Source organism: Achromobacter sp. UBA4530, assembly GCF_002388205.1.
GTDB classification, from domain to species: domain Bacteria; phylum Pseudomonadota; class Gammaproteobacteria; order Burkholderiales; family Burkholderiaceae_B; genus Achromobacter; species Achromobacter animicus.
In genome coordinates this window covers 382,505-408,098 of sequence record NZ_DGMA01000009.1, presented here as the reverse complement: position 1 = coordinate 408,098, position 25,594 = coordinate 382,505, and the positions used below count along the sequence as shown (strand labels likewise).

General features: G+C 62.8%; 22 protein-coding genes and 6 tRNA genes. 18 read left to right on the top strand and 10 right to left on the bottom strand.

What is annotated here, in order from left to right; all coding sequences use genetic code 11:
• Positions 1-20 precede the first annotated feature (20 nt).
• The 3 genes from secD to B2W22_RS11325 all read left to right on the top strand — a co-directional run bounded on the left by secD (position 21) and on the right by B2W22_RS11325 (position 3,701).
• Entirely contained in the window at positions 21-1,901 is a 1,881-nt protein-coding gene (gene secD, locus B2W22_RS11335; RefSeq protein ID WP_175124535.1) for a protein translocase subunit SecD, read from the top strand.
• Between the two features lie 54 nt (positions 1,902-1,955).
• On the top strand, positions 1,956-2,891 hold the full coding sequence (secF, locus tag B2W22_RS11330; protein WP_175124534.1) for a protein translocase subunit SecF: 936 nt from the start codon (positions 1,956-1,958) through the stop codon (positions 2,889-2,891).
• A 132-nt stretch (positions 2,892-3,023) separates the two neighbouring features.
• On the top strand, positions 3,024-3,701 hold the full coding sequence (locus B2W22_RS11325) for a VOC family protein (RefSeq protein WP_175124577.1): 678 nt from the start codon (positions 3,024-3,026) through the stop codon (positions 3,699-3,701).
• Positions 3,702-3,894: 193 nt separating this feature from the next.
• On the opposite strand, the gene B2W22_RS11320 is transcribed toward B2W22_RS11325, so the two are convergent.
• Positions 3,895-4,662 (bottom strand): phosphatase PAP2 family protein, encoded by a 768-nt coding sequence (locus B2W22_RS11320; protein WP_175124533.1) that lies wholly within the window; start codon positions 4,660-4,662, stop codon positions 3,895-3,897.
• Between the two features lie 169 nt (positions 4,663-4,831).
• Here B2W22_RS11320 and miaB point away from each other — a divergent pair, with 169 nt between their 5' ends.
• From miaB to lnt, 5 genes are all read left to right on the top strand, one after another.
• Positions 4,832-6,274 (top strand): tRNA (N6-isopentenyl adenosine(37)-C2)-methylthiotransferase MiaB, encoded by a 1,443-nt coding sequence (gene miaB, locus B2W22_RS11315; protein WP_175124532.1) that lies wholly within the window; start codon positions 4,832-4,834, stop codon positions 6,272-6,274.
• Positions 6,271-7,296: a PhoH family protein gene (locus B2W22_RS11310; protein ID WP_175124531.1), complete on the top strand. Its 1,026-nt coding sequence runs from the start codon at positions 6,271-6,273 to the stop codon at positions 7,294-7,296. The genes miaB and B2W22_RS11310 overlap by 4 nt, the downstream gene beginning before the upstream one ends.
• Positions 7,286-7,759: an rRNA maturation RNase YbeY gene (gene ybeY, locus B2W22_RS11305; protein ID WP_175124530.1), complete on the top strand. Its 474-nt coding sequence runs from the start codon at positions 7,286-7,288 to the stop codon at positions 7,757-7,759. Before B2W22_RS11310 ends, ybeY begins: the two co-directional genes overlap by 11 nt.
• Before the next feature lie 170 nt (positions 7,760-7,929).
• Positions 7,930-8,820: an HlyC/CorC family transporter gene (locus B2W22_RS11300; protein WP_175124529.1), complete on the top strand. Its 891-nt coding sequence runs from the start codon at positions 7,930-7,932 to the stop codon at positions 8,818-8,820.
• On the top strand, positions 8,817-10,445 hold the full coding sequence (gene lnt, locus B2W22_RS11295; RefSeq protein WP_239212848.1) for an apolipoprotein N-acyltransferase: 1,629 nt from the start codon (positions 8,817-8,819) through the stop codon (positions 10,443-10,445). Before B2W22_RS11300 ends, lnt begins: the two co-directional genes overlap by 4 nt.
• Positions 10,446-10,518: 73 nt before the next feature.
• Here lnt and B2W22_RS11290 read toward each other — a convergent pair whose 3' ends face one another.
• A complete protein-coding gene (locus tag B2W22_RS11290; protein ID WP_175124576.1) occupies positions 10,519-11,526 on the bottom strand; it encodes an aldo/keto reductase in 1,008 nt (335 codons plus the stop codon).
• An 84-nt stretch (positions 11,527-11,610) separates the two neighbouring features.
• Entirely contained in the window at positions 11,611-11,811 is a 201-nt protein-coding gene (locus B2W22_RS11285) for a hypothetical protein (protein WP_175124527.1), read from the bottom strand.
• A 145-nt stretch (positions 11,812-11,956) separates the two neighbouring features.
• Here B2W22_RS11285 and B2W22_RS11280 point away from each other — a divergent pair.
• The 9 genes from B2W22_RS11280 (at position 11,957) to B2W22_RS11240 (ending at position 16,695) form a co-directional block, all read left to right on the top strand.
• Positions 11,957-12,032, top strand: a tRNA-Ala gene (locus B2W22_RS11280).
• A gap of 32 nt (positions 12,033-12,064) precedes the next feature.
• A tRNA-Glu gene (locus B2W22_RS11275) sits at positions 12,065-12,140 on the top strand.
• A 64-nt stretch (positions 12,141-12,204) separates the two neighbouring features.
• Positions 12,205-12,281 (top strand) — tRNA-Asp (locus B2W22_RS11270).
• A gap of 104 nt (positions 12,282-12,385) precedes the next feature.
• Positions 12,386-12,461, top strand: a tRNA-Ala gene (locus B2W22_RS11265).
• A 64-nt stretch (positions 12,462-12,525) separates the two neighbouring features.
• Positions 12,526-12,601: transfer RNA gene (locus B2W22_RS11260), tRNA-Glu, on the top strand.
• Positions 12,602-12,681: 80 nt separating this feature from the next.
• Positions 12,682-12,758, top strand: a tRNA-Asp gene (locus tag B2W22_RS11255).
• Positions 12,759-13,015: 257 nt separating this feature from the next.
• On the top strand, positions 13,016-14,551 hold the full coding sequence (locus B2W22_RS11250) for a helix-turn-helix transcriptional regulator (protein ID WP_175124526.1): 1,536 nt from the start codon (positions 13,016-13,018) through the stop codon (positions 14,549-14,551).
• Positions 14,552-14,803: 252 nt separating this feature from the next.
• A complete protein-coding gene (gene bioB / locus B2W22_RS11245; RefSeq protein ID WP_239212852.1) occupies positions 14,804-15,823 on the top strand; it encodes a biotin synthase BioB in 1,020 nt (339 codons plus the stop codon).
• Complete coding sequence (locus B2W22_RS11240) at positions 15,820-16,695, top strand: DMT family transporter (RefSeq protein WP_175124575.1); 876 nt, start codon at positions 15,820-15,822, stop codon at positions 16,693-16,695. Before bioB ends, B2W22_RS11240 begins: the two co-directional genes overlap by 4 nt.
• A 7-nt stretch (positions 16,696-16,702) precedes the next feature.
• On the opposite strand, the gene B2W22_RS11235 is transcribed toward B2W22_RS11240, so the two are convergent.
• Both B2W22_RS11235 and B2W22_RS11230 read right to left on the bottom strand, forming a co-directional pair.
• Positions 16,703-18,274 (bottom strand): MFS transporter, encoded by a 1,572-nt coding sequence (locus B2W22_RS11235; RefSeq protein ID WP_286937693.1) that lies wholly within the window; start codon positions 18,272-18,274, stop codon positions 16,703-16,705.
• Positions 18,275-18,360: 86 nt separating this feature from the next.
• Positions 18,361-18,864 carry a peroxiredoxin gene (locus B2W22_RS11230; protein WP_056326595.1) on the bottom strand — a complete coding sequence of 168 codons (504 nt, stop codon included), beginning with the start codon at positions 18,862-18,864 and terminating at the stop codon, positions 18,361-18,363.
• 247 nt (positions 18,865-19,111) lie between these two features.
• On the opposite strand from B2W22_RS11230, the gene B2W22_RS11225 reads away from it, so the two are divergent.
• Positions 19,112-19,534: a hypothetical protein gene (locus tag B2W22_RS11225; RefSeq protein ID WP_175138166.1), complete on the top strand. Its 423-nt coding sequence runs from the start codon at positions 19,112-19,114 to the stop codon at positions 19,532-19,534.
• A 98-nt stretch (positions 19,535-19,632) separates the two neighbouring features.
• Here B2W22_RS11225 and B2W22_RS11220 read toward each other — a convergent pair whose 3' ends face one another.
• The 5 genes from B2W22_RS11220 to B2W22_RS11200 form a co-directional block, all read right to left on the bottom strand.
• Complete coding sequence (locus B2W22_RS11220) at positions 19,633-20,613, bottom strand: hypothetical protein (protein ID WP_175186276.1); 981 nt, start codon at positions 20,611-20,613, stop codon at positions 19,633-19,635.
• Between the two features lie 56 nt (positions 20,614-20,669).
• Positions 20,670-21,293 (bottom strand): DUF6708 domain-containing protein, encoded by a 624-nt coding sequence (locus B2W22_RS11215; protein ID WP_286937691.1) that lies wholly within the window; start codon positions 21,291-21,293, stop codon positions 20,670-20,672.
• A gap of 8 nt (positions 21,294-21,301) precedes the next feature.
• A complete protein-coding gene (locus B2W22_RS11210; RefSeq protein ID WP_286937689.1) occupies positions 21,302-21,637 on the bottom strand; it encodes a hypothetical protein in 336 nt (111 codons plus the stop codon).
• Positions 21,637-22,617, bottom strand: a complete 981-nt coding sequence (locus tag B2W22_RS11205) for a DUF6708 domain-containing protein (RefSeq protein WP_286937688.1) — start codon at positions 22,615-22,617, stop codon at positions 21,637-21,639. The genes B2W22_RS11210 and B2W22_RS11205 overlap by 1 nt, the downstream gene beginning before the upstream one ends.
• Before the next feature lie 87 nt (positions 22,618-22,704).
• Complete coding sequence (locus B2W22_RS11200) at positions 22,705-25,593, bottom strand: toxin VasX (protein WP_286937686.1); 2,889 nt, start codon at positions 25,591-25,593, stop codon at positions 22,705-22,707.
• Position 25,594: the final 1 nt, after the last annotated feature.

The window sequence follows — 25,594 nt, the reverse complement described above, 5'->3', positions numbered from 1 at the left end:
TTTAAATGAAGTAGCCGGCAATGAACCGCTATCCCCTCTGGAAGTACATTACGGTCCTGGTCGCGGTCCTCATTGGCCTGCTGTACACGCTTCCCAATTTCTACGGCGAATCCCCCGCCGTACAGGTGTCCAGCGCCAAAGCCACGGTCAAGGTCGACACCGCCGTGCTGGCCCGCGTGGAACAGATCCTGGCCGACGCCAAGATCCCCAACGAAGGCGCCTATTTCGAATTGAACGGCACGCTCGGCACCGTGCGCGCCCGCTTCCCGTCGACCGACGTGCAGCTGCAGGCCCGCGACCTGATCGAAAAATCGCTCAATACCGTTCCCGGCGACCCGCAATACACCGTGGCGCTGAACCTGCTGCCGGCCTCGCCGCCCTGGATGCGCGCGCTGGGCTGGTTCGCGCCCAAGCCCATGTACCTGGGTCTGGACCTGCGCGGCGGCGTGCACTTCCTGCTGCAGGTCGACATGCAGGGCGCCCTGACCGCCCGCTACGACTCGTTGTCCGCCGACGTGCGCTCGGTGCTGCGCGACCAGAAGATTCCTGTGGCCGGCGTTGAACGCTCCGGCCAGAGCATCGCCGCCACCTTCGCCAACACCGACGACCGCGACCGCGCCATCTCGACGCTGCGCTCGCGCCTGCCGGACCTGGAGTTCACCGAACGCGAAGAAGGCGGCAAGCAATTGCTGCTGGCCTCCCTGAACCCGGCCGCCGTCACCCGCGTGCAGGATTCCGCGCTCAAGCAGAACATCAACACGCTGCACAACCGCATCAACGAACTGGGCGTGGCCGAACCGGTCATCCAGCAACAGGGTTCGGACCGCATCGTGGTGCAACTGCCTGGCGTGCAGGACGTGGCCAAGGCCAAGGAACTGCTGGGCCGCACCGCCACGCTCGAAATCCGCATGGTCGACGACTCCCCCGCCGCGCAGGCCGCGCTGCTGGGCGGCAGCGTCCCGTTCGGTCTCGAGCGCTACAACGACCGCGACGGCCGTCCCATCCTGGTCCGCCGCCAGGTCATCCTGACCGGCGAAAACCTGCAGGACGCCCAGCCCGGCCGCGATTCGCAGACCCAGCAGGCCGCCGTCCACCTGACGCTGGATTCCAAGGGCGCCCGCATCTTCCGCGACGTCACCCGCGACAACATCAACAAGCGCATGGCCATCCTGCTGTTTGAAAACGGCAAGGGCGAAGTGGTCACCGCGCCTGTCATCCGCGGCGAAATCGCGGGCGGCCAGGTGCAGATCTCGGGCAGCATGTCGTCCGAAGAAGCCGCCGACACCGCACTGCTGCTGCGCGCCGGCGCGCTGGCCGCCCCGATGTCCATCATCGAGGAACGCACCATCGGCCCGAGCCTGGGTGCCGACAACATCTCGAAGGGCTTCTACTCGACGCTGTACGGGTTCCTGGCCATCGCCGCGTTCATCATCATCTACTACCACCTGTTCGGCGTGTTCTCCACGATCGGCCTGACCTTCAACGTGCTGCTGCTGCTGGCCTTGCTGTCCATGCTGCAGGCGACGCTGACGCTGCCCGGTATCGCGGCTATCGCACTGACGCTGGGCATGGCCATTGACTCGAACGTGCTGATCAACGAGCGCATACGGGAAGAGCTGCGCGCGGGGGCCACACCCCAGCAGGCCATCCATCACGGCTTCGAACGCGCGTGGGGCACCATTCTTGACTCGAACCTCACCACGCTGATCGTGGGCCTGGCGCTGCTGGCGTTCGGTTCGGGCCCGATCCGGGGCTTCGCGGTGGTTCACTGCCTGGGCATCCTGACCTCGATGTTCTCGTCTGTCGTGGGCGTGCGCGCGCTGGCCAACCTGTACTACGGCCGCAAGAAGAAGCTCACCTCGATCTCCATCGGCGAAGTCTGGAAGCCGAAGGCAAACTGAAAATAGGGCGGACGGCCCGGGCCGTCCGCCACAGAAAAGAACCGAAGGCGAAAAATGGAATTTTTCCGGATTCACCGCACCATCCCGTTCATGCGCCATGCGCTGGTGCTGAACATCATCAGTCTCGTCACCTTCCTGCTGGCGGTCTTCTTCATCGTCACGCGCGGCTTTCACCTGTCGATCGAGTTCACCGGCGGCACGGTCATGGAAGTCAACTACGCCCAGACGGCGCAGCTTGAAAACGTGCGCGGCGTGGTGTCCAAGCTGGGCTACACCGACTTCCAGGTCCAGAACTTCGGCACCTCGCACGACGTCATGATCCGCCTGCCCCTGCAGGAAGGCCAGACGTCCGCCACGCAGAGCGAGACCGTCATGGCCGCACTGAAGGCCGCCGACTCGGGCGTGGAACTGCGCCGCGTCGAGTTCGTGGGCCCGCAGGTCGGGCAAGAACTGCTGCACAACGGCCTGATGGCCCTGCTGGTCGTCGTGATCGGCATCATGATCTATCTCGGCTTCCGCTTCGAATGGAAGTTCGCGGTCGCCGGCGTCATCGCCAACCTGCACGACGTGGTCATCATCCTCGGCTTCTTCGCGTTCTTCCAGTGGGAGTTCTCGCTGGCGGTGCTGGCCGGCGTGCTGGCCGTGCTGGGTTACTCCGTGAACGAATCCGTGGTCATCATGGACCGGATCCGTGAAAACTTCCGCAAGTACCGCAAGGCGGACGTGCACGAAGTGATCAACAGCGCCATCACCCAGACCATCTCGCGGACCATCATCACCCACGGTTCGACCCAGATGATGGTGCTGGCCATGCTGTTCTTCGGCGGCCCCACCCTGCACTACTTCGCCATGGCCCTGACCATCGGCATCTGGTTCGGCATCTACTCGTCGGTGTTCGTCGCCGCCGCGCTGGCCATGTGGATGGGCGTCAAGCGCGAAGACCTGGTCAAGCCGGTCAAGAAGGAAGGCGAGGAAGGCGAAGTCGCCTGATTGCCGGCCTGCTGACATGCAAAACCCGTCGCTTGCGACGGGTTTTTCTTTTGACGTTCGGGCAGTGCCTCTGAGCGGATCCCTTGAAAGTATCCGGGCACGGCAATCCACGGATTCGTTACCATGCCCCTCATGAAACTCTCCATCGACCACATCGTCATCGCCGCCGCGGACCTCGCCAGCGGCACCGAATATGTTGCCGGCCTGCTCGGCATCACGTCGCAGGGCGGCGGGGCGCATCCGCGCATGGGCACCCATAACCGGGTGCTGGGCATGGCGGACGGCGTGTACCTGGAAGTCATTGCCATCGATCCCGATGCGCCGGCGCCTGATCGCCCCCGCTGGTTCGGGCTGGACCAGGGCGACGTGCGCGCACGCATCGAACAAGGGCCATTCCTGGCCCATTGGGCCGCGCGCGTGGAGGCGCCGCTGGACCTGACGCGCATGCAGGCCGAACACCCCAACCGGCTGCCACCCGCCATCGCCATGACGCGCGGCGACCTGCGCTGGCGCCTGACCGTGCCGGATGACGGCAGCCTGCCGGCGTGGCGCGAAGCCGGTTACGAGGCCGGCGAAGGCCTGCTGCCGACGCTGATCCAATGGGACGTGGAAAACACGCCGGGTGCGACGTTGCCGCGCCAGCCGCTGCGGCTGCTGCGTCTGACCGGCTGCCACCCCCGCGCCTCGCTGCTGCGCCAGGGGCTCGCCTGGATGGGTGCGGATAGCCTGATCGACGTCGAGCAGGCCGATGGCCCGCCCCGCCTGCGCGCGCAGATCGAAACGCCGTCCGGAATCAAGCTGCTGACGTGACGCCTGCGGTGTAGCCGTGACCTGACGCGCGTTGGGTGCTTCCGGGGCCGGACGCCTTGGTTGCATCCACAGCCTGCCGCCCTGGAGTATCCGTCCCTGTACGCCATGCCTCGCGACGACGCCTTTCAACGAACGAAAAAAAACCGCGGGATGATCTGCCTCCCGCGGTCTTCTCTGGCGTCCAGGTGATGCCTTAGCCTTTCTTCCACCAGCGCCACGGCGCGCGCAGCGGCCATTGATACTTGCTGCACAGCACGCGGGGGGCCAGATAGTGCCCGACCAGCACGGCGATGCCGGCAGCCGTCATGACGTCCGACAGGTAGTGATCCAGGTTCACCAGCCGGCTGATCGCCACCAGCGCCGCCAGCAGCAGGAACACCCAGCGCCAACGCGGCGCCAGAATGCCCAACACCACCGCCACGGAGAAGGCCGCGTAGGTGTGGCTGGACGGAAAGGAATTGAACTGCTGAGCGCGCGAGAACGATTCGCCCAGCCCGTAAATGCCTTGCTCGAAGAACAACTCGGGCCGCGCCCGGGCCACGGTGCGTTTGAGCACCAGCACCACCAGCCCGCCGACCGCCATGGTCGACAGCATCAGCAAGCTGCCGCGCGCCATGGCGGCATAGCTGACACGCAGCGGATTGCGCCATCCGCGCGCCAGGCCCACCAGGCCGGTCACGTAGAACGCCAGCGCCATGACGATGTAATGGCCGCTTTCGCCCAGCTCGCCCACCCATTCAAAGGACTGGTCGACGCCTTCCGACACCGATTTCTGGATCCAGATGGCCAGCGGCAGGTCGACCCACAGCGCACACGCCGCGGCGGCCAGCGCCAGCGCGCCCGCCAGCAGCGCCCACACGGACGCGGGGTACGGATTTCGGTATTCGTCCTGGACTGCGGAACCGGTCCCGCCAGCGAGGGACGGAGCGGCTGCCGGAGGCGTAAGGCGATTGGAATTCATCGGTGCCGCTCGGGAGAAAAAAGGGATTTTACCGGCGCCTGCGGGCGCGCGGACCGCTATCGTAACGGCCAACGCGCGCGCGTCCAAGAAACAATTCTTGGGCAAGGGTTAAAATCCGCCCTTTCCCCCTTTCCAGCCCCCGGGATCTACACCCGTCACGGCGACCATCATGCAAGAAACCTCTCTCAAGCGCGCGGGCAATCCCCGCGACGGCGTCTCCGCCGCCCTGCCTTCGGCCACTCCCGGCGCCGGCTCCCCCCGCAAGCTGTACATCCGCACCTTCGGCTGCCAGATGAACGAGTACGACTCGGACAAGATGGCCGACGTGCTGCGCGAGGACCAGGGCGGGCTCGAACTGACCGACAACCCGGAAGAGGCGGACGTCATCCTGTTCAACACCTGTTCCGTGCGCGAAAAGGCGCAGGAAAAGGTGTTTTCGGATCTGGGCCGCGTGCAACACCTGAAGAAGACCAATCCGAACCTCGTCATCGGCGTGGGCGGCTGTGTCGCCAGCCAGGAAGGCGAGGCCATCGTCAAACGCGCGCCGTATGTCGACGTGGTGTTCGGACCGCAGACCCTGCACCGCCTGCCTGACCTCATCAAGCGCCGCCGCGACGAAGGCCGTTCGCAGGTCGACATCAGCTTTCCCGAGATCGAAAAGTTCGACAACATGCCGCCGCCGCGCGTCGAAGGCGCCACGGCATTTGTCTCGATCATGGAAGGCTGTAGCAAATACTGCAGCTTCTGCGTCGTGCCCTACACACGCGGCGAAGAGGTCTCGCGCCCATTCGATGACGTCCTGATCGAAGTGGCCGACCTGGCGGACCAGGGCGTCAAGGAAGTGACGCTGCTGGGCCAGAACGTGAACGCCTACCGCGGCCGCATGGCGGACTCCGACGAGATCGCCGACTTTGCGATGCTGCTGGAATACGTGCATGAAATCCCCGGCATCGAGCGCATCCGCTACACGACCTCGCACCCCAAGGAAATGACCCAGCGCATGGTGGACGCCTACGCCCGCCTGCCCAAGCTGGTGTCGTTCCTGCACCTGCCCGTGCAAGCCGGCAGCGACCGCGTGCTGGCCGGCATGAAGCGCGGCTACACCACGCTGGAATTCAAGTCCGTCGTGCGCCGCCTGCGCGCCGCCCGCCCGAATCTGACGCTGTCCTCGGACTTCATCGTGGGCTTTCCCGGCGAGACCGAGGAAGACTTCGAAAAGACGCTCAAGCTGATCGAGGACGTCGGCTTCGACACCTCGTTCTCGTTCGTGTACTCGCGCCGCCCGGGCACGCCCGCCGCGGACCTCACCGACGACACCCCGCAGGACGTTAAGCTGCGCCGTCTGCAGCGCCTGCAGGCGCTCATCAACGACCAAGCGGCAACGATCGCCCGCAACATGGTGGGCACGCGTCAGCGCCTGCTGGTCGAAGGCCCCTCGCGCCGCGACCCGAACGAACTCATGGGCCGCACCGAGAACAACCGCATCGTCAATTTCCCCGCGCCCGCGCGGCTCATCGGACAAATGGTCGACGTCGTCATCACCGAGGCGCACACGAATTCGCTGCGTGCCCGCGTGGCCGACGTGGACCGCACTTCGCAAGAGGCTGAATGACCACACCCCGCCCCCGCGCGCGTCGCAGCATGCCCGTCATCGTCAACCTGGACGGCGACAACACCCACCTGGCCAATCTCTGCGGCCCCCTGGACGAGAACCTGCGGCAACTGGCCGACGGCATGACCGTCAAGCTGTCCCGCCGCGGCAGCCGCGTCACCATCGAAGGCGAGCGGGCCGAACTGGCGGGCCGCATCCTGCGCCGCTTCCACGAACAGGCCGTGCACCGCGCCCTGTCCATCGATGACATCCAGCTTGGATTGGTCGAGATCGGGGTGGGCCGCCAGGAAGGCAAGCTCAAGGAAGAGCAGGCCAGGGAACTGGACGCCCTGCCCGCCCTGGACGATGAAAGCGACGGCATCGCGCTGCGCACCAAGCGCAGCGACCTGCGCCCGCGCACGCCGCGCCAGCGCGACTACCTGAACAACATCCTCAAGCACGACATCACGTTCGGCGTCGGTCCTGCCGGCACGGGCAAAACCTGGCTGGCCGTGGCCTGCGCCATCGACGCCATGGAACGCGACACGGTGCAGCGCCTGGTGCTGACCCGCCCCGCCGTCGAAGCCGGCGAACGCCTGGGCTTTCTGCCTGGCGACCTGGCGCAAAAGGTCGACCCGTACCTGCGCCCGCTGTATGACGCGCTGTACGACCTGATGGGCTTCGAAAAGGTCCAGCGCCTGTTCGAGAAGCAGACCATCGAGATCGCCCCGCTGGCCTACATGCGCGGCCGCACGCTGAACCACGCCTTTGTCATCCTCGACGAGGCGCAGAACACGACGCCCGAGCAGATGAAGATGTTCCTGACGCGGATCGGCTTCGGCAGCAAGGCGGTCATCACCGGCGACCCGTCGCAGGTCGACCTGCCGCGCGGCCAGGAAAGCGGGCTGGCGCATGCGGTCAAGGTGCTGCATGACGTCCAGGGCATCGCCACCACCAAGTTCACCAGCCGCGATGTCGTGCGCCACCCCCTGGTCGCCCGCATTGTCGACGCTTACGACCGCGCAGCCGAAGATGAAGCCTGAGCTGTCCCTGTCCGTGCAGTACGGCGTCGAAGAGGCCCGCCTGCCCCGCTGGCGCCTGCGCCGCTGGGCAGAGCGCGCGCTGGGCGCCGCCTTTGAAGACGGCCTGGTCGAGTTTTCGGCCGCTGAACTGAGCCTGCGGCTGGTCGGCGCGGCCGAGGGCCGCCGCCTGAATCGCGACTTCCGCGGCCGCGACTACGCCACCAACGTGCTGACCTTCGAGTACGGCGTCGATCCCGTGGGCGTGGCGCGCGGCGACATCGTCATGTGCGTGCCCGTGCTGGTGCGCGAGGCCCGCGAGCAGCGCAAGACGCTGCTGGACCACGCCGCGCACCTCACCATCCACGGCGTGCTGCATTCGCTGGGCTACGACCACATCAAAGCGCGCGAAGCCAAGCGCATGGAAGCCCTGGAAACCGCGACGCTTGCGCAGATGGGCATTGCCGATCCGTACGTGGCCGACTGACCGCCGCCGCCCGCGTGCCGGCAGCCTCGGGACAACCCTGAGAAAATGCCGGCAAATGGCGTGCAGCAAGGCGCAGATCGCGTCCATTGCAGCCATTTTCCGGGCCGGCGTTAGAAACGAAGGGCCAGTATCGGTTATGCTGGCTCCTCCCTAACTTGTCCTCCCGGACGATGTCTGACCCTTACCCTGCTCCCGAAGCGACGCCTGCTCGCTCTACCAAACCCGCCACCAAATCCCTCCTAGACCGCCTGCTTTCCCTTGTGCGCAAAGAGCCCGAGGACCGCGAAGGCATCAAGGCCGTCCTCGAAGCCGCGCACGAACGCCAGTTGCTCGACGCGGAGTCGTACAAGATGATCAAGGGCGCGCTCGCCGTGTCCGAGGGCACTGTCGGCGACATCATGGTCCCGCGCTCGCGCATGGATCTGCTCGATGTCACGCAGCCCATCCCGTACCTGGTGGCTTCGGTGATCGAAACCGCGCATTCGCGGTTCCCCGTCTACGAGGGCGATCGCGACAACATCATCGGCATCCTGCTGGCCAAGGATCTGCTGCGCTGCATGCTCGAGCCCAACATCGAAATGCGCACGCTGGTCCGCCCCGCCGTCTTCATTCCCGAATCCAAACGCTTGAACGTGCTGCTGCACGAGTTCCGCGCCAGCCGCAACCACCAGGCCATCGTCATTGACGAGCATGGCGGCATTTCGGGCCTGGTGACGATGGAAGACGTGCTGGAACAGATCGTCGGCGACATCGAAGACGAGTTCGACGAGACTGAAGAAGATTCCATCTTCCCCGAAGGCGAGAACCAGTGGCGCGTGCTCGCGGCCACCGACATCTCGCACTTCAACGAAGTGTTCGGCTGCCAACTGCCCGACGACGAGTACGACAGCGTGGGCGGCTGGATGGGCGGCCAATTGGGCCGTATTCCGCGCCGCGGCGACCACGCCGATTTCGACGGCCTGCGCCTTGAAGTGGCGCGCGGCGACGCCCGCCGGGCCATCTGGCTGCGCGTCAAGCGCCTGGCCACACCCCAGACCGAAGCACCCGCCACCGACGCATGACCAGCACCCCGCGCGGCCGACTCCTGCGTGGCGCCGCCGGCCTCGTGCTGGCGGGCGCCGTCCACGCCCTGACCTTTGCCCCCGGCCCGCTGCCCGGGTGGGCGCTGGCGTTCACCCAGATCGCCGCGCTGGCCGTGCTGGCGCGCGTCACGCTGTATGCGCCGTCGGCGCGTCAGGCGTGGCTACGCGGCTGGCTGTTCAACTTTGCCAGCTACGCGCTCGGGTTGTATTGGATCTTCATCAGCCTGCACCGCTACGGCGATCTTGCCGCACCGCTGGCTGTCGCGGCCGTGCTGGCGCTGTCGGCATTCCTGGCCCTGTTTCCCGCGACCGCCAATGCGCTGGCGCGCCGCTACGCGCCGCTGTCCGCCGATTCCCCCCCGTCCCGCATCCTGGCCGCCACGCTGGCCTGGGCTGCGATGTGGGGCGCGTTCGAATGGCTGCGTTCGGTGCTGCTCACCGGCTTTCCGTGGCTGAACATCGGCTATGCGCAGGTCGACAGCCCCATTGCAGGCTGGGCGCCGCTGCTCGGCGTGCACGGCATGGCATTCCTGGCCGCATTCGTCGCGGCGGCGGCGGCAAGCCTGTGGCAGCCTTCGCGCACGGCCGGCATGGGTCCGCGCCACGCGCTGGCCGCTGGCGTCGCGGTGGCGCTCGCTGCGGCGGGCTGGCCGCTGTCCCGCATCGACTGGTCGGCGCCGGTAGGCGACCCGCTCAACGTGCGGCTCGTGCAGGGCAACATCGGACAATCGCAGAAATTCGATCCTGCGCTCCTCGAGCAAAGCCTGCGGCGCCATCTGGAGCTGACGGCCCTGCCCGCGGCGCCCGGCGTACCTGCGCCACAATTGGTGATCCTGCCGGAAACAGTGGTGCCCATCTTCCAGGACCAGCTCGATCCGCGCGTCTGGGAAGTCTGGCGCGACCTGGCCGGCCAACGCAACACCGTCATCGCGATGGGCGTGCCGCTGCATGACCGCGTCAACGGCCGCGAGCGCTATACCAACAGTGTCATCGGTTTTGACGGCGCCACGCCCGTTGAACAGCTGGTGCGCGGCAACACCGCCATGCGCTACGACAAGCGCCACCTGGTGCCGTGGGGCGAATACGTGCCGCCCGGCTTTCACTGGTTTGTCGAGATGCTGAACATCCCGCTGGGCGACTTCGATCGCGGCGGCGAACGCCAGACCCCGTTTGCCGTCGGCGGCCAGCACATCGCGTTCAACATCTGCTACGAAGACCTCTTCGGTCCCGACCTGCTGCCCGCGTTGCAGCCCGGCCCCAACGGCGAGCCCGGCGCGACCATCCTGGTCAACGTCAGCAACCTGGGCTGGTTCGGCGATAGCTGGGCGCTGCGGCAGCATCTGCAGATCGGCCGGCTGCGCACCATCGAGACCGCGCGCCCGATGCTGACCGCCACCAACACCGGCATCACCGCCGCCATCGACGCAAAGGGCCAGGTTGCCGCCCAACTCGCGCCGTTGCAGGCGGGTGTGCTGCCGGTATCGGTGCAGGGCATGACGGGGCTCACGCCCTACGCGCGTTTTGGGGACAAGACCGCGCTGGCGCTGATCGGTCTGGCGCTGATCGCGGCCGTGGGCAGCGCCCGCCGCCCGCGCCGCGGCTGATTCCACGGTTCGGCTGATTCCACGCAGCACCTACGTCCCCGCGCGACTGATTTCCCGGCGCGGCTGACTTCCTTCAGGCAAACAGGTTCGCGGGCAGCGAGCCTGTTTCGTCGGGCGGGCGCAGCGGGCCGATCCCCGCTCCCGTGACTTCAATCGCGTCTGCAATCGCCTGCATGTCGTCGGCATCCAGCTCCAGCTCGGCCGCGCCAATCAGTCCGTCCACCTGCGATGCGCTGCGCGCCCCCAAAATGGCGCCCGTCACACCCGGCCACGCCAGCGTCCATGCCGCTGCGGCGGCGGCCACGGTGGCGCCGTGCCGCTCCGCAATGGGCTTGAAGGCATCGGCCAGCGCCAGGTTGCGCTCCAGCTCGGGCGACCGGAAATCCGCGTGCCGCGCCCGCCAATCGTCCGGCGGCAAGGCCCGTGCACGCTCGGCGCTGAACTTGCCGGTCAGCAAGCCCGAATTCATGGGGCTATAGACGATCACGCCCGTGCCATTTGCCGCGCACCACGGAATGAGGTCGATAGCCGCGGCGCGCTGGATTGCCGAGAACGGCGGCTGCAGGGTGTCTACATGCCCCAGGTGTTCCGCCGCCTGCAACTGGGCAAGGTTGTGGTTCGACAATCCCACCGCACGGACTTTCCCGGCCTGCTTCAGATCCAGCAATTCCTGCCAGTACGCCTCCAGCGGCGTGCCGTCTCCCGCAGGCCAGTGCATCTGATAGAGGTCGATGCGCTCGACGCCTAATCGCCGCAACGACCCTTCAAGCTCTCGGCGAATGCTGGACGGCGCGCCGGTGCGCCGCGGCATCGCCTGTGGCTGCTCGGGCGACCAGGTCAGGCCGCATTTGGTGAACACGTACGGACGCTCGCTGGCGGGCATCTGGCCCAACGCCTGCCGCACGATGTCCTCGGAATGGCCCAGGCCGTAGACCGCGGCGGTGTCGATCCAGTTGATGCCGCGGTCGATCGCGTGCCGGAGCGCCTTGATGGATTCGGTGTCGTCCTGCGGCCCCCAGCCCACCGCCCACCCGTTGCCGCCCATGGCCCAAGCGCCCAGGCCGATGCGCGTGATGTTCATGTCCGTGCGCCCCAGGGCGACGGTGGGAAAGCCTGTGCTGCTCATGGATAAGTGCTCATGTGTCGATTTCCTTGCCGATCCGCGTCAACTTTCCGCGCTGCCCTCGCGTGGAAAATTCCACACGCCGAAAAATTTTTTCCATCCACGATAGCACCTGCACAAGTCTTTGATTTCATTGATTTCCGCATCAATCGCAGGCTCGCTCAGCAACCAATGCAGCGCTAAATCCGCCCTCAAAATGCCCATCCAACCCTCTTTTTTCGCAACTTTTTTGCTTTTTGCCATGAAGCGACTTGCACGCCCAATTTAGTTCGTGCATAATCTCGTTTCTTCGCCAACGGCACTAAACAAAACCGGCAACGAAACAGCAAAAAACGCGCTCTAACCGGCGCGTTTCAAGCGAAACGTTGAAGGAATTGATTAGAGAAACGGGGGTATAGCTCAGCTGGGAGAGCGCTTGCATGGCATGCAAGAGGTCAGCGGTTCGATCCCGCTTACCTCCACCAGTCCAAAGCGAAGAGCAGTACAGCAAGTCCAAGTCCCCTTCGTCTAGAGGCCTAGGACATCACCCTTTCACGGTGAGTACAGGGGTTCGAATCCCCTAGGGGACGCCAGTCTACTGGCATGCAGTATTAGTGATGCAGTTGAAGTGATTATGTAGTTGAGTTAAGCCGCTGCGGAGCGGTAGTTCAGTTGGTTAGAATACCGGCCTGTCACGCCGGGGGTCGCGGGTTCGAGTCCCGTCCGCTCCGCCAAAAGCTCTCTCGCTCAGAGTCTTTCAAGAGCTCCGTTTTCGGGGCTTTTTTGTTTTATAAGTGTGAGACCTTGTTGTTTGAAGTTTGGAACAGCAGGACGCCCTGGGGGTATAGCTCAGCTGGGAGAGCGCTTGCATGGCATGCAAGAGGTCAGCGGTTCGATCCCGCTTACCTCCACCAGTGCAGTTCAGTAGTAACGCAGTACAGTAGTAACGCAGTACAGTAGTAAACTTGTTGGTTCCAGGTCCCCTTCGTCTAGAGGCCTAGGACATCACCCTTTCACGGTGAGTACAGGGGTTCGAATCCCCTAGGGGACGCCAGCTTCATCTGGCATGCAGTACAAGCTGTCTTGACACCACAGCCGTAGTGAAGAAAGTTGAAGTCATCAGTAAGCCGCTGCGGAGCGGTAGTTCAGTTGGTTAGAATACCGGCCTGTCACGCCGGGGGTCGCGGGTTCGAGCCCCGTCCGCTCCGCCAAGCACTTTGCGCTTACCGAACGCTGCTCGCAGCACGCACTTGAAATGCACGCATTTGAAGTACACGCATCTTAAGCTCCGGATTCCGGAGCTTTTTGCTTTTGTGCTTTTGATTTCTGCAATTTTGATTTTGCTTTCGCATATGCTTTTGCATGGGCTGTCCGGCGCCGCCATTCGCGCGGTGCAATCCCCTCTCGTTGTACCCCTTCCGCGAGACTCCTCCCTTTTGACCTCTGGACAGCACCGGCGCGCGGCTTCATGCTTGCGCGTACACGCCATGCGAAGAAAAAAGAGGCCTACGTGACCCCCAACGACGCCGCACCCCAAGCACATCGCCAACACCTGCAGAGCATCATCGCGGGCCTCAACGAAGGCATCATCCTGCTTGAGGCCGATGGCTCGATAGCCTGGGCCAACGCCAGCGCACTTGCGCTGCACGGCGCCGAATCAATGGAAGACCTGGGCGGCACGCCCGCGGGCTTTCGCAAGCGATATACGCTCACCTATCGCAACCATCATCGCGTGCCGGCGCGACAGTATCCCTTGGACCGGCTGGCGGCGGGCGAAGAATTCGAAGACCTGCTGCTCGATCTGACCCGTAAAGACGACGACGAATTCACGCGCAACCTGCTTGCGCGCGGCCTCAATCTGGACGATGGCGGCCCCATGCCCTATCGCGTCCTGATCCTGCACGACCAGACCGCGCAGATCAACGCCGAGGAACGCTTTGAACGCGCCTTCTCGGCCAATCCGGCTCCCGCGTTGATCTGCCGGCTGTCGGACCTGCGCTACGTCAAGGTGAACCAGGGGTTCCTGGAAATGACCGGCTACTCGCGCGACGCGGTGCTGGGCAAGTCGGCCTATGAAATCGATGTGCTGGACGGGAGCGACGACAAAGAAACGGCTGTGGCTCGGCTCAATGAAGGCGAGACCATTCCGCAGCGCGAGGGCGTGCTGAAGCTGCCCGATGGCACCTCCAAGTTCGTGGTGGTGGCAGGCCAGCCCATCGACATGCACGACGAGCCCTGCATGCTTTTCACGTTCATCGACCTGGAGGGCCGCAAGCGCACCGAAGAGGCCCTGCGCGAAAGCGAAGAGCGCTTCTCCAAAGCCTTCCAGCTTGCCCCGGTGCCGATGGCCGTCTGCGACGGCGTCACCTTGAACGTGCTGAACCTCAATGACGCCTTTGCCGCCGCCACGGGTCTGACGTTGGACGAGAAGGCAGAGCAGGACCTCGTCGAACTGGGATTGCGGCCGTACGAAGGCATGCTGGCCGCCCTGAAGCGTGGCGAAAGCGTGCGCAACCGCGAAGCCGTGATGATTGCGCGCGACGGCGGCGAGCTCGACTGCCTGGTGTCCGCCGAGCCCGTCATGATCGGCGGGCTGCGCCGCGTGTTGATCGTGATCCAGGACATCACCGAGCGCAAGCGGTCAGAGACCGAACTGCTGACGGCCATCGAGGCGGTCATGCAGGACACCTCGTGGTTCAGCCGCGGCATCATCGAAAAACTGGCGCAACTGCGCCAACCCGCTCCCGCGACGCGCGACGTGGCAGAACTGGCGCAGCTTACGTCGCGCGAGCGCGAGGTGCTGGGCCTGCTCTGCCAGGGTCACGATGACGACGGCATTGCCAAGGCGCTCAAGCTGTCGCGCAACACCGTGCGCAATCACGTGGCCACGATCTACAGCAAGATCGGCGTGCACCGACGCAGCGCCGCCATCGTCTGGGCTCGTGACCGCGGCATCACCGGTCACGAAAGCGCGCGCAACCGGGAAAAGCAAGGCAAGTCCTGACTGGCTTGCTCCGGTTTTACAATTTGAATCAAAATATCCTGCATCTTCGCGTCGCCGAAGATGCCGCCGCGTTAGGACGACTGGCCGCTCAAAAGCGGCCATTTTCTTTGAATAGGTTCCCAACCGTCCGCTAAATCCGGCGATATCGAACGCATTGCGCAAATACGCCGCCCCTTCTTACGATCCGCCGATCCAGCCCAGGCCATCAGGCCAGCGGCGAGATCCCCGGCACGAACGAAGGAGCCACCGACCATGCAGACTGCGTACATTCCCGTCCCGACATCGCCCAAGCGCCTGCCGGCCTCGGCCTGGAGCGCCGACGCCATCATGGCGCTCTACGAGCTGCCGTTCATGGACCTGATGCACCGGGCGCAGCAAACGCATCGCGCCCATTTCGATCCGAACGTCATCCAGTTGTCGAGCCTGCTGTCGATCAAGACTGGCGGCTGTCCCGAAGACTGCGCGTATTGTCCGCAGTCGTCGCACTACAACACCGGCGTGGACGCCGACAAGCTGATGCCGCTGGAAGACGTGGTCGCCGCGGCCCGCGCGGCGCAGGCTGGCGGCGCGCAGCGCTTCTGCATGGGCGCCGCGTGGCGCAGTCCCAAGCCGCATCACCTGGACGCCGTGGCCGAAATGGTCAGCGCGGTCAAGGCGCTGGGCCTGGAGACCTGCGTGACTCTGGGCATGTTGCGGGACGGCCAGGCCGAGCAATTGAAGAACGCGGGCCTGGACTACTACAACCACAACCTGGATACCTCGCCGGAGTTCTACGGCAAGATCATCTCCACACGCACGTACCAGGACCGCCTGGACACGCTGGACCGCGTGCGCGACGCCGGCATCAGCGTGTGTTGCGGCGGCATCGTGGGCATGGGCGAATCGCGCCGCGAACGCGCCGGCCTGATCGCCCAGCTTGCCAGCATGGAGCCTTATCCCGAGTCCGTGCCGATCAACAACCTGGTGCAGGTGGAAGGCACGCCGTTGTCCGATGTCGAAGCCCTCGATCCCTTCGAGTTTGTGCGCACTATCGCCGTGGCGCGCATTGCAATGCCGCGCGCCGCCGTGCGGCTGTCGGCCGGGCGCGAGACGATGGACGATGCGATGCAGGCGCTGTGCTTTCTGGCGGGCGCCAATTCCATGTTCTACGGCGACGCGCTGCTGACCACCGCCAATCCGCAGATGGCGGCCGACCAGCGCCTGCTCGACCGATTGGGCATGCGGGTCGACGCCGCCGCGCACGACCGCCATGAGGAGGCGGCATGCCGTTGACGCCCGGTCTTCTTTATCTGACGGCCAGCGTGGCCTGCAGCGTCACGGTCGCCGTGATGCTCAAGCTGGCGCGACGTTGGCAGATCGACGTGCGCCAGGCGATCGCGATGAACTACGCCGTGGCCGCCCTGCTCTGCTGGCTGGTGCTGCGCCCCGATCCGGCGCGCCTGCTGGCGCCGCAAACGCCCTGGCTGGTGCTGGCCGCGCTGGGCGTGCTGCTGCCGAGCGTCTTTTTGGCGATGGCGGCCGCGTTGCGGCATGCCGGCATCGTGCGCAGCGACGCCGCGCAGCGCCTGTCGCTGTTCATTCCGCTGCTGGCCGCGTTCGCGCTGTTCGGCGAACCGGTCACGGGACGCAAATTGGCGGCCATCGCGCTGGCCTTCGCCGCCCTCTTCTGCCTGCTGCGCCAACCGCCGCGCATTCGTTTATCCGAAGCCACGGCGGCCGAGGACCGGCGCGCGATGTGGCTCTGGCCGCTGGTTGTCTGGGCGGGCTATGGCGTGATCGACATCCTGTTCAAGCAGGTTGCCCGCACGGGGACCGCATTTGCGGGCAGCCTGTTGCTGACGTTCCTGATGGCGGGCGCGCTGATGCTTGCGTATCTGTTGTGGCGCCGCGTGCGCTGGCAGGCGCGGCATCTGGCCGCGGGGGTGGCGCTGGGGCTGGCCAACTTCGGCAACATCCTGACCTACGTGCGCGCGCACCAGTCGCTGCCCGAGCACCCCGCGCTGGTGTTCGCGTCGATGAATATGGGAGTGATCACGCTGGGCACCCTGGTGGGCGCCCTGGCGTTCCGTGAACCGCTCACGCGTGTGAACGTGCTGGGCATTGCGCTGGCGTTGTCCGCCATTTTGCTGATGACGCCCTGGTAGGGGCGCTTCAGGTGCCGGTGCGGCGCTGGCGTTCGGGGTGCGCGTCTGATGCGGCGTCTGATGTGGAGTCCGATGTGGCGGTCGATGTGGCGGTTGATGCTGCGGTCGATGCAGCGTCCAATGCGGCAGTCGATGCGGAGCCCGATACACGGTCTGGTGTCTGGTCCGACATCGAATCCGGCATCGTGTCGGATACGCCTCCCGCTCCCGCAGCCGTATCCGCCGTCTCGTCCATTCCGCCCTGCCCCGCCGCGGAATCCACCGATGCGCCCTCGGCCACCGGCTCCGGCGGCGCCGGCGCCGCGGACGGATCCGGCTGCACCATTTCCATGGCGATGTCGTTCTCGGGATCCACCCGCGGATCCAGCACCGCCGCCGCGGGCGAACTTTGCAGCGTGTCCGGCATCGGTACGAAATGCGTCGGCGCCTCGTCGACCTGGTGTGCGCCGGTGACGCGCGTGGGCCGCACCTGCCAGACCAGAATCACGGCGCACGCCGAGATGAACACGTAATACATGGCGGGTCCGCCCAGCGACATCATGAAGCCCGCGATCATCGGCCCCACACAGGCGCCCAGGCCATAGGTCATCAGCAACACCGCCGACAGACTGACTCGTCTTTCCGATTCAACGTGATCATTGGCAAAGGCCGCGCCCAACGGGTACAGCGTGAACTGCAGGATGCCGAAGACGCAGGACATGGCGACCAGCGCCCAGAACGGCAACGCGATCCAGCCCCACATGACGGCAGGCAGCAGGACCAGCAACAACGCGTTGAAGCGGATGAGGCCGGCGCGGTTGATGCGGTCGGACAGCCAGCCCATCGGCCACTGCGACAACAGACCCGCCGTCACGGCGGCCGCGACGAAGATGGCGGCCTGCGATGTGGACAGGCCATTCTTGGCGCCATACACCGCGGCCAGGCCGTAGAACGCGCCGGACAGATTGCCCGCTACGAAGAGCACGGTCATGGACAGCGGCACGCGCCGCATGAAGAACTTTACGTCCAGCGGCGCGGGCAGCGGCGTGGGCGGGTGGGACCGGGCTGTGACGGCAAGCGGCACCAGGCACAGCACGAGGCACATCGCGACGAGGGTAAGCGGGCGCAGGTCCAGCGTGGCGTAGGCGGTGAGCGCCAGTTGGCCCAGCACGGTGCCCAGGCCGGAGACGACCATGTAGACAGAGAAAACGCGGCCGCGCTGGTGGTTTTCGGTCTGTTCGTTGAGCCAGCTCTCGATGACCATGAACTCGGTCACCATGACGATGCCGGAGACGATACGGAACACCAGCCACAGGGGCATGAATTCGACCAGCGTCTGCGCCAGGATCATGCTGGTGGCGATGGCCGCGCAGGCGACGAACGCCCGGATGTGGCCGACGCGGATGATGAGCTTGTGCCCAAGCCGCGCGCCGCACACGAGCCCGAGGTAGTAGCCGGCGATCAAGGTGCCGATCCACACTTCGCTGACGGACTGGGCGGTCAGCCGCAGGCCCATGTAGGTGTTGAAGAGACCTGTGCCGATAAGCATCAGCAAGGTCGCAAAATAAAGCGACGAAAACGATGAGATCGTGGAGAGCATGGCGTCGACAACCGCTGCTGGCTTTCAGCGCCGCGGGCCGCCTGGGCGGCCCGCAACACTGGGGGTAAAACAGGAACCTGCGGGGATCAGGCTTGCGAGAGCATGGTGGCCGCGTCGCTGACTTCAAACTTGCCAGGCGCTTCCACGTTCAGTTGCTTCACAACGCCGTCGACGATCAGGGCGGAGTAGCGCTGCGAGCGCACGCCCATGCCGCGCTGGACGAGGTCCAGTTCCAGGCCGAGTTCCTTGGTCCACAGCGCGGAGCCGTCGGCCAGCATGCGGACTTTGCCGTCGGTCTTCTGTTCGCGTCCCCAGGCGCCCATGACGAAGGCGTCGTTGACGGACACGCACCAGATTTCGTCGATGCCCTTGGCCTTGAGGGCAGCGGCCTGTTCGACATAGCCGGGCAGATGCTTGGCCGAGCAGGTGGGCGTGAAGGCGCCCGGCACGGCAAACAGCGCAATCGTCTTGCCGCGGGTCAGGTCGGCGACCTGGAACGCGTTGGGACCGAGCGAGCAGCCGGCGGTTTCGGTTTCGATGAATTCGGTCAACGTGCCATCGGGCACGCGGTCGCCGACTTTGATCGTCATGTAGATCTCCAAAATGAAAGGGGGCAATGCATTGAGGCAGGACTGCCTCACAGCCCCCATCATAGTTCGAGCGCGGCCGGCTTGCTGCCTTTGGCGGAAGGCGAAAAGAAGATGAACAGTTCGAAACGACTCCACACGGCGAGCACATGGAGATGAAACGCGCGGTTGCCATAATGCCGTGGTAGACAACGCCCGCCGCAGCCGCGAGAGGCTGACCGCTGCGGAGGGCTTCACCGGGAGACTTTCGATGCGCAAATTCCTGACCGGTCTGGCATTGACGCTAGCCGCTGCTGCCCCGGCGTGGGCGGCTCCCGATGCGGCTGAGCAGGCCCAATACGACTCTTTCGTTATCGCCGCTGGTGCGTCCAATGGCGCGGCGCGTGCTTGTGGGGCTTCAGAGCCTGACTTGGCGCAGCATCAGGAGACGGCTCGGAAGAATCTCACGCGCTATGCCGAGGAATATGGATTCCCGACGGGCGGCTTCGATGCTGCGTTTGCAAAGGGGCAGGCCGATGGGACGACGATGATGGAGGAGATGAAGCGGTCTGGGGTGGATGGGTGCCGTGGGGTGCTGGGCGGGTTTCAGAGCGAGCGGGTGATGAAGTACGAGGACATGAAGCGGGCGCTGGCTGAGGTTAGTGATGGGCTGCCGGGGGAGAAGGCTCGGTAGGCAGCGGAGACGGTGTCCAGAACGAGACTGGGCAAGCCTTAGTCTCCCCGCCCGTCCCAAACGTTATCGCATGCCTCGATCAGCCCCTGCGGCCACTCTTATTCCCGTCCATCCCATTCGCCATCGCAGGCGTCGATGAGTTCCTGCGGCCACTGCCGGCGTGGCAACATGCGGTCGAGCCACATGTATGAAATGTCACCCAACATAAGCATCGGCGCCACCGGCAACGCGATGAAGATGAAGAACGGAACTGCGAACAGCAACCAAGCCGCATGCTTGACCTTTAGCACCTTCAACGGACTGAAATGACGCACTGCTTCAGTGGAGTGGGAAATGGAATACGGGGTTCGCGCGCTGCTTAAAGGCACTGCGGAAGGCCCCTCCCGCATGAAAAGGCGGATGAACTCCCAAATCTGCGCCGCCCCATAGATGCCGCGGTTGATGATTGCTTGAGCGTCGTCCTGTGTGCCGGTTATGCCGACGCGGAGTTTTTGATTGATACGCTGGCTATGTTGTATCGGATAAGGGAAGGCTAGCGTCAACACCCCTTCGTTGATTGGAGCCCCTCCCGCCGCAAAGGTAGTCACGTCCTTGATGTAAGCCTCCAGCCCGTCCCAATGCTGACTGACCCACGTCCCCTGAACGAAGCAACTGACCTTGCGGGTTCGGCGATTGAAGATGATTGGAAGCTGCGTCCGCCAAGGTATGTACAACCAGATGCACGCAAATGCGAATGCGACAGGCGCTCCAATAAACACATCCCAGTTTTCCATAAAGAAGGCCGACACGCCGCCGCCATACCCCTCGTACTGGCGCTGGTGAACATAGGCGACATAAGTTCCGACTGAAAACAGAACAAATAAAAAAAGAACCGCCACCGTCGCCCACCAACTGATTCCGTACCGCCCTCCGAACCTGCTGCCAAACGCTGTACGCATGAACAGGCAGTTCTCGGAGAGCCTCATCATGTTGTTGTCTGCCGCAGCGGAAACCGCCAACGGCGGACCAGATGGACGCAAGGCGTCAACACGCGTGAAGAAAACGCTGCGCTCTTCTTTCGGAACTGTATGCCGTTTCATATTTAGGCGGCCATAAAGGTGGCTGCATTATTTTCTCGGGACGGCTGCATTTTTCATCAGTCTCCCCGCCCGTCCCAAACGTTATCGCATGCCTCGATTAACCCCTGCGGCCACTTACGGCGCGGTAGAACGCGGTCGAGTGCGTGGTAGAGCAAGTCTCCAATAATCGCTACGGGCGCTAGCGGCAATGCGACGAAGAGAAAAAATGGAACGGCAATCGGATACCACCAGATCTTCACGCGCAGCATCTTCAGTGGATTGAAATGCCGGAAGGCGTCAAGGGGGCGCTCCAGGCGATACGCCATGGATGGAGCCGCAGCGGGAACCGCTGCCGCGCCTTCCCGCATAAACAGTCGGATGTACTCCCAGACCATTGCCGCGCCGTAAATACCCCGCTTAGCCATCGCTGCCGGTGCGTCCTGGGTGCCCATGACGACGGCGCGCAATTGCTTTCCGTTGAGCCCCCAACGAGGAAGAACCAAACAGAGAATTCCCTCATTGATGGGAACTCCGCCGACTGTGGCGGTGGTGACGTCTTTAATGTAGACCTGGATCTGGCTCCAATCCTCGGAAACGACATTTTTCTCATGAACAAAACTGATAGTTTGTGCTTTTCGGTTAAATACGATGGGTAGCTGGCGGCGCCACGGGACAAAAATCCATAAGGATCCGATGAGCATGAACAGACTCATGCCGAACGACACATACCAATTTTGCAAATAAAACCCCAAAAATCGCCGTGAAACGTGCCTTTCGAAACTGATTTTGTGTAATTTACAAACTCAAACAGGGAAAATAGCGCCCAAACAAAAACCGACGTGATGACCGCCCACCAACTCATACTTCCCCGGCCGCCATAGAGGGAACCGGAAGCGGTCCGCATCAACAGGCAGTCAGTCGTCATCTTCATGACATTTTTGTCGGCTGCTGGCTTGACTCCGAGCGGCGGACCATCGTGCCGCAGCGCGTCTACGCGGCTATAAAGGACGCTGCGTTCTTTTTTCGGGACATTGGGAATTTCCATTAGTCGTCCCGTCCATCCCAAACGTTATCGCATGCGTGAACGAGCTCCTGAGGCCACATCCGACGTGGCAGGATCCGGTCAAGCGCGTAGTAGAGCAAATCCCCGACGATCGCAACCGGTGCGAGCGGCAACGCAACGAAAAGGAAGAAAGGCACGGCCACCGGATACCACCAGATCTTCACGCGCAGCATCTTCAGTGGGTTGAAATGCCGGAAGGCGTCAAGGGGGCGCGACAAGCGATACTCTGCAATGGAAGTAGTTGGAGGGACCGCATCTGCGCCTTCTCGCATATAAAGGCGGATATACTCCCAGACCATCGCGGCGCCATAGATACCCCGATTGACCATGGCCGCCGGCGCGTCTCGAGTGCCGTATATCACGACACGCAATTGCTTTCCATCGTTCCCCCACCGCTGAAACACGAGGGACAGAATTCCTTCATTCACGGGAGCGCCACCAACTGCTATGGTAGTTACATCTTTGATGTAGGCATTGATCGAATCCCAGTCTTCGCTGATAACCCTCCTGTCTACAAAGCAGGAGACCTTTCTGGTCCTTCGATTAAATATGATCGGCAATTGACGACGCCACGGGATGTACATCCAAAAACAGCTGACCCAGAGCGCCGCAGCCATTCCGATCGGGTAAAACCAAAACTCCCCATAGTAACTACCATACCCATCAGCAATTTCCTTGCTATCCGCCGAGTATTTATACGACGCTAGGAGAGTCACGGAGAAGAAAAACCATGCAAATACTCCAACAACAGTTGCCCACCAAGTCATGCTATAGCGGCCACCATACAACGACCCGGACGCCGTTCGCATGAATAAACAATCTTCTGTCATCCGAATCAAATTGTTATCCACTGCAGGGGCTACACCGAGAGGCGGGTCACCAATTCTCAAAGCATCCACGCGGCTGTACACCCAACTCTTTTCCACCGCCGGCACCACATGCGATGGTCTATCAAATCTCATTGGAATACTCCATTGCCACACACCCCTCAAATCCATGGCCCAATTTCCTATCGCCGTCAGAATGTCGCGTCGTCATATTGAAATCGATCAGTAATACCAAGGAGCATCCTTCTGCGTGAAGGAATATTTTGCAGTGAGAGGCTCACTATATCCCTCCGGCGTGTATGCGGCCGTCAACCGTAGGTCAAACGCAACCTTGCTGCTTAAGCCAGCAATGACGTAAGTACGAAGGGACCCGCCAGCAATCAATTCCTCAGGAGCATCTTCGCTCAAGCTAATTTTCGATGTGAGGTCGTTCAAAGCGTCAACAGACCCTGACGACGTTTGATTGTGAATTTGAAGACGGTGAATGTCGCCCTTTAAGGGATATGCCACCTGAACAACCAACCTATCAAGCCCAATCACTTTCCACTCGGATTCTATTTTTCTGGGTGCATAGTTTATTTCGACGTATGCCTTGTTTTCCGCCTCAAGCGTCGGATAAATCACGTTTTCGCGCCCCATGGAAATGTGCTTTCCAAAAGTTCCGTTATTGAACCAGAATTCCAGTTCCGAATACCGGGAATCGTCGGCTCGAAATAACCACCAAAGACCGAGCCCCAGGAAAATCACTCCCGCAACAATCCAGCCAAAAACAGGAAATCCGGCTGAAGCCCCTGCCAAACCAATTCCGGTAGAAATTATTCCTGCACCGGCGTTCGTCAAGGCGACCCCACCGAGTGCGATGCCAATGCCTGCAAATGCGTAATAGGTTGCCGCGGAGCTATTTCCAATCCGCCACTGCCCCCATGCTTTTAACCAGTGAGTGGCAGCATCGAAAAAGGCCCCCGCATAACCGAAAAGGCGAACAGCAAAAATGCTAGCCATTCGATTAAGCAGCCGCCCTGCAACCGTGACTGAATTTAAAAGTCTTGGTATTACGGGACGTGTCGATGTTAACGCACCGTTTATAGCGCTCCCCGTTCCGACGACCGCCGCATATAGGTTGGATTGTGTTGCCAGGTCGTTCGAGTTCACCCCCAACCGATAATCTTCCGCGGCTTTAAGTAAATTCCACATACTCAGAACCGCGACGCCACTTGCAGCCCCCCCTTCAAACACCTGCAAAAAGGGATTCGCATATCGCGTAAGCGGCGTCAAACCCTCCCATTCCAATAGGACAATTTCATTCCCGGCGCGTTGGGCAATCGACCCTTCAGCAGTCAGCCCTCGAACACCCGATGCTTGTTGGAGCCGCGCGTAGCCCTCTTCCAGCGTCAGCCTGCGTCCAACGATGCGATCCCCGTAGCGTTCTTCGAGCAGGCCACGCAAATGCGCGGCGTCAGCCTCACTGCCTGTGCCTGCCAACCGATGAATAAGGGCATCCACACTATTTCGGACCGCGCCGCGCCAATTCGGGGCACGGGTCAAGGTATAGACCCCGACCTGCTCCATAAGGTATTGAACAGCCACGAATCTCACGAGACCGGCAAACACCTTGCCGGCTGCCGTGTCTACGAGCACGTCAGCCTTGTTTTCCACAAGCATGTCCCCGAAGCCTTTGTCATGCCCCAGGTTCTCCAGGATCGGGTTTTGCTTCCATGGCAACGCCCACCATTCTCCGAACAGCGCTCTTTCGTGGTCCTTCTTGCCGGCGGGCGTCGTTGCTGTGCCCCAGATCATGCCTTCGATGCAATGGCTGAAGGCCGTGGCATGGCTCGTTGAAGCCACTGGGTCGGTAAGGTCGTAGCGCAGAAAGGTTGCGCCAAAGTCCGCAGGTTTCGCACTCTGCCGGTAGCTTTTCAACCAGGCGCAACGGTCATTCTTGTGGTCCAGCACGGCAATGTGCCGCTGTTCCAGCTCGCGCTCGAAATTCTTCAAGTAGGCGACCCGCTCGTCTTCCTTCACATGCCTGGAATAGCGCTCGGCATTGAGCGCTAGAACTGCCGCCCGTTGGCCTACTGGGTCTTTGGGCATGGCATCCAGCTGGGCCTTGGCGCTGGGATACGAAGACGGCCGATACCTCGCCGGTTCGCGCTCCTGAACTGCAAGGTTGTCTTCCAACCATTTGCGCTTGTACTCGTACTCGTCGATATCGCGCTTGAGGGCCTTGTCGAGCTTCTCCTGACCCGCCTTATCCTGCAGATTTATTCCCTTGCTGTTGGCATAGGCTGCCTCGTAGATCCGTCCGATCAACCGAGCGATGATAGTCTTGCGATAGCGCTGGATATCGTCGCCCTTGCTTGAAGCATCAGGCGCCGAGTTGTGTGCCTCCATCTCCGAGCGAGATACGTGGAATATGCCGCCCAGATCCTGCACAAGCGCAATGTTGTCGTGCATGACGACCGCGATCTGCCTGGCAGGGGCTACCGCTATCATGCCCGTGATCAAGGGCTGAGCGGAAGGTGCCAACTGTTTGATGCGCCAGGGCGAAAAGCTGAGATCGGTGCCCTTGAACTCCTCCACCAGTTCGCCTAGCCGGCTTGCTGCAAAGGTGTTTCTGGATGGCGCGCTGTCCGCCCAAGCCTTCATGTCAATGGTCGTTGCCAGCTTTGCCCGGATGCCGTCCTGGTTCGATTCGATTTCGCGGATTTTTCGTTCGGTCAGGAGCGTGTCCGTCAATAGAATGTGGACTACCGAACGCTCATTCGCCCAGATGTGGGACAGGGAGCGTCCCGGTTTATAGCCCCCGAGCGCCGCTTCCAGTGAGCGATTCCTGGACAGAAGCTCGACGAATTGACCGTTCTCTTCGTTGACCCGCCACACGAACACCGTACCCTCGGTCTCATCGAACAGATAGACGAATCCCGCGCCCACGCAACGCAATCCATACTGCGCGTGGTCCAGCTTCTGAAAGCCAGTCTCCAGCGACGCCGCGTCATAGCCATAGTCGGCGCCACCCTTGGGCCGTGGATGCGCGGAATAGCGCAGTGGAAACAAGGGGATTCGGACCTTGCAGCTTTCGTTGGTGCTGCAGTAGCCAATGCTTGCTGCCATG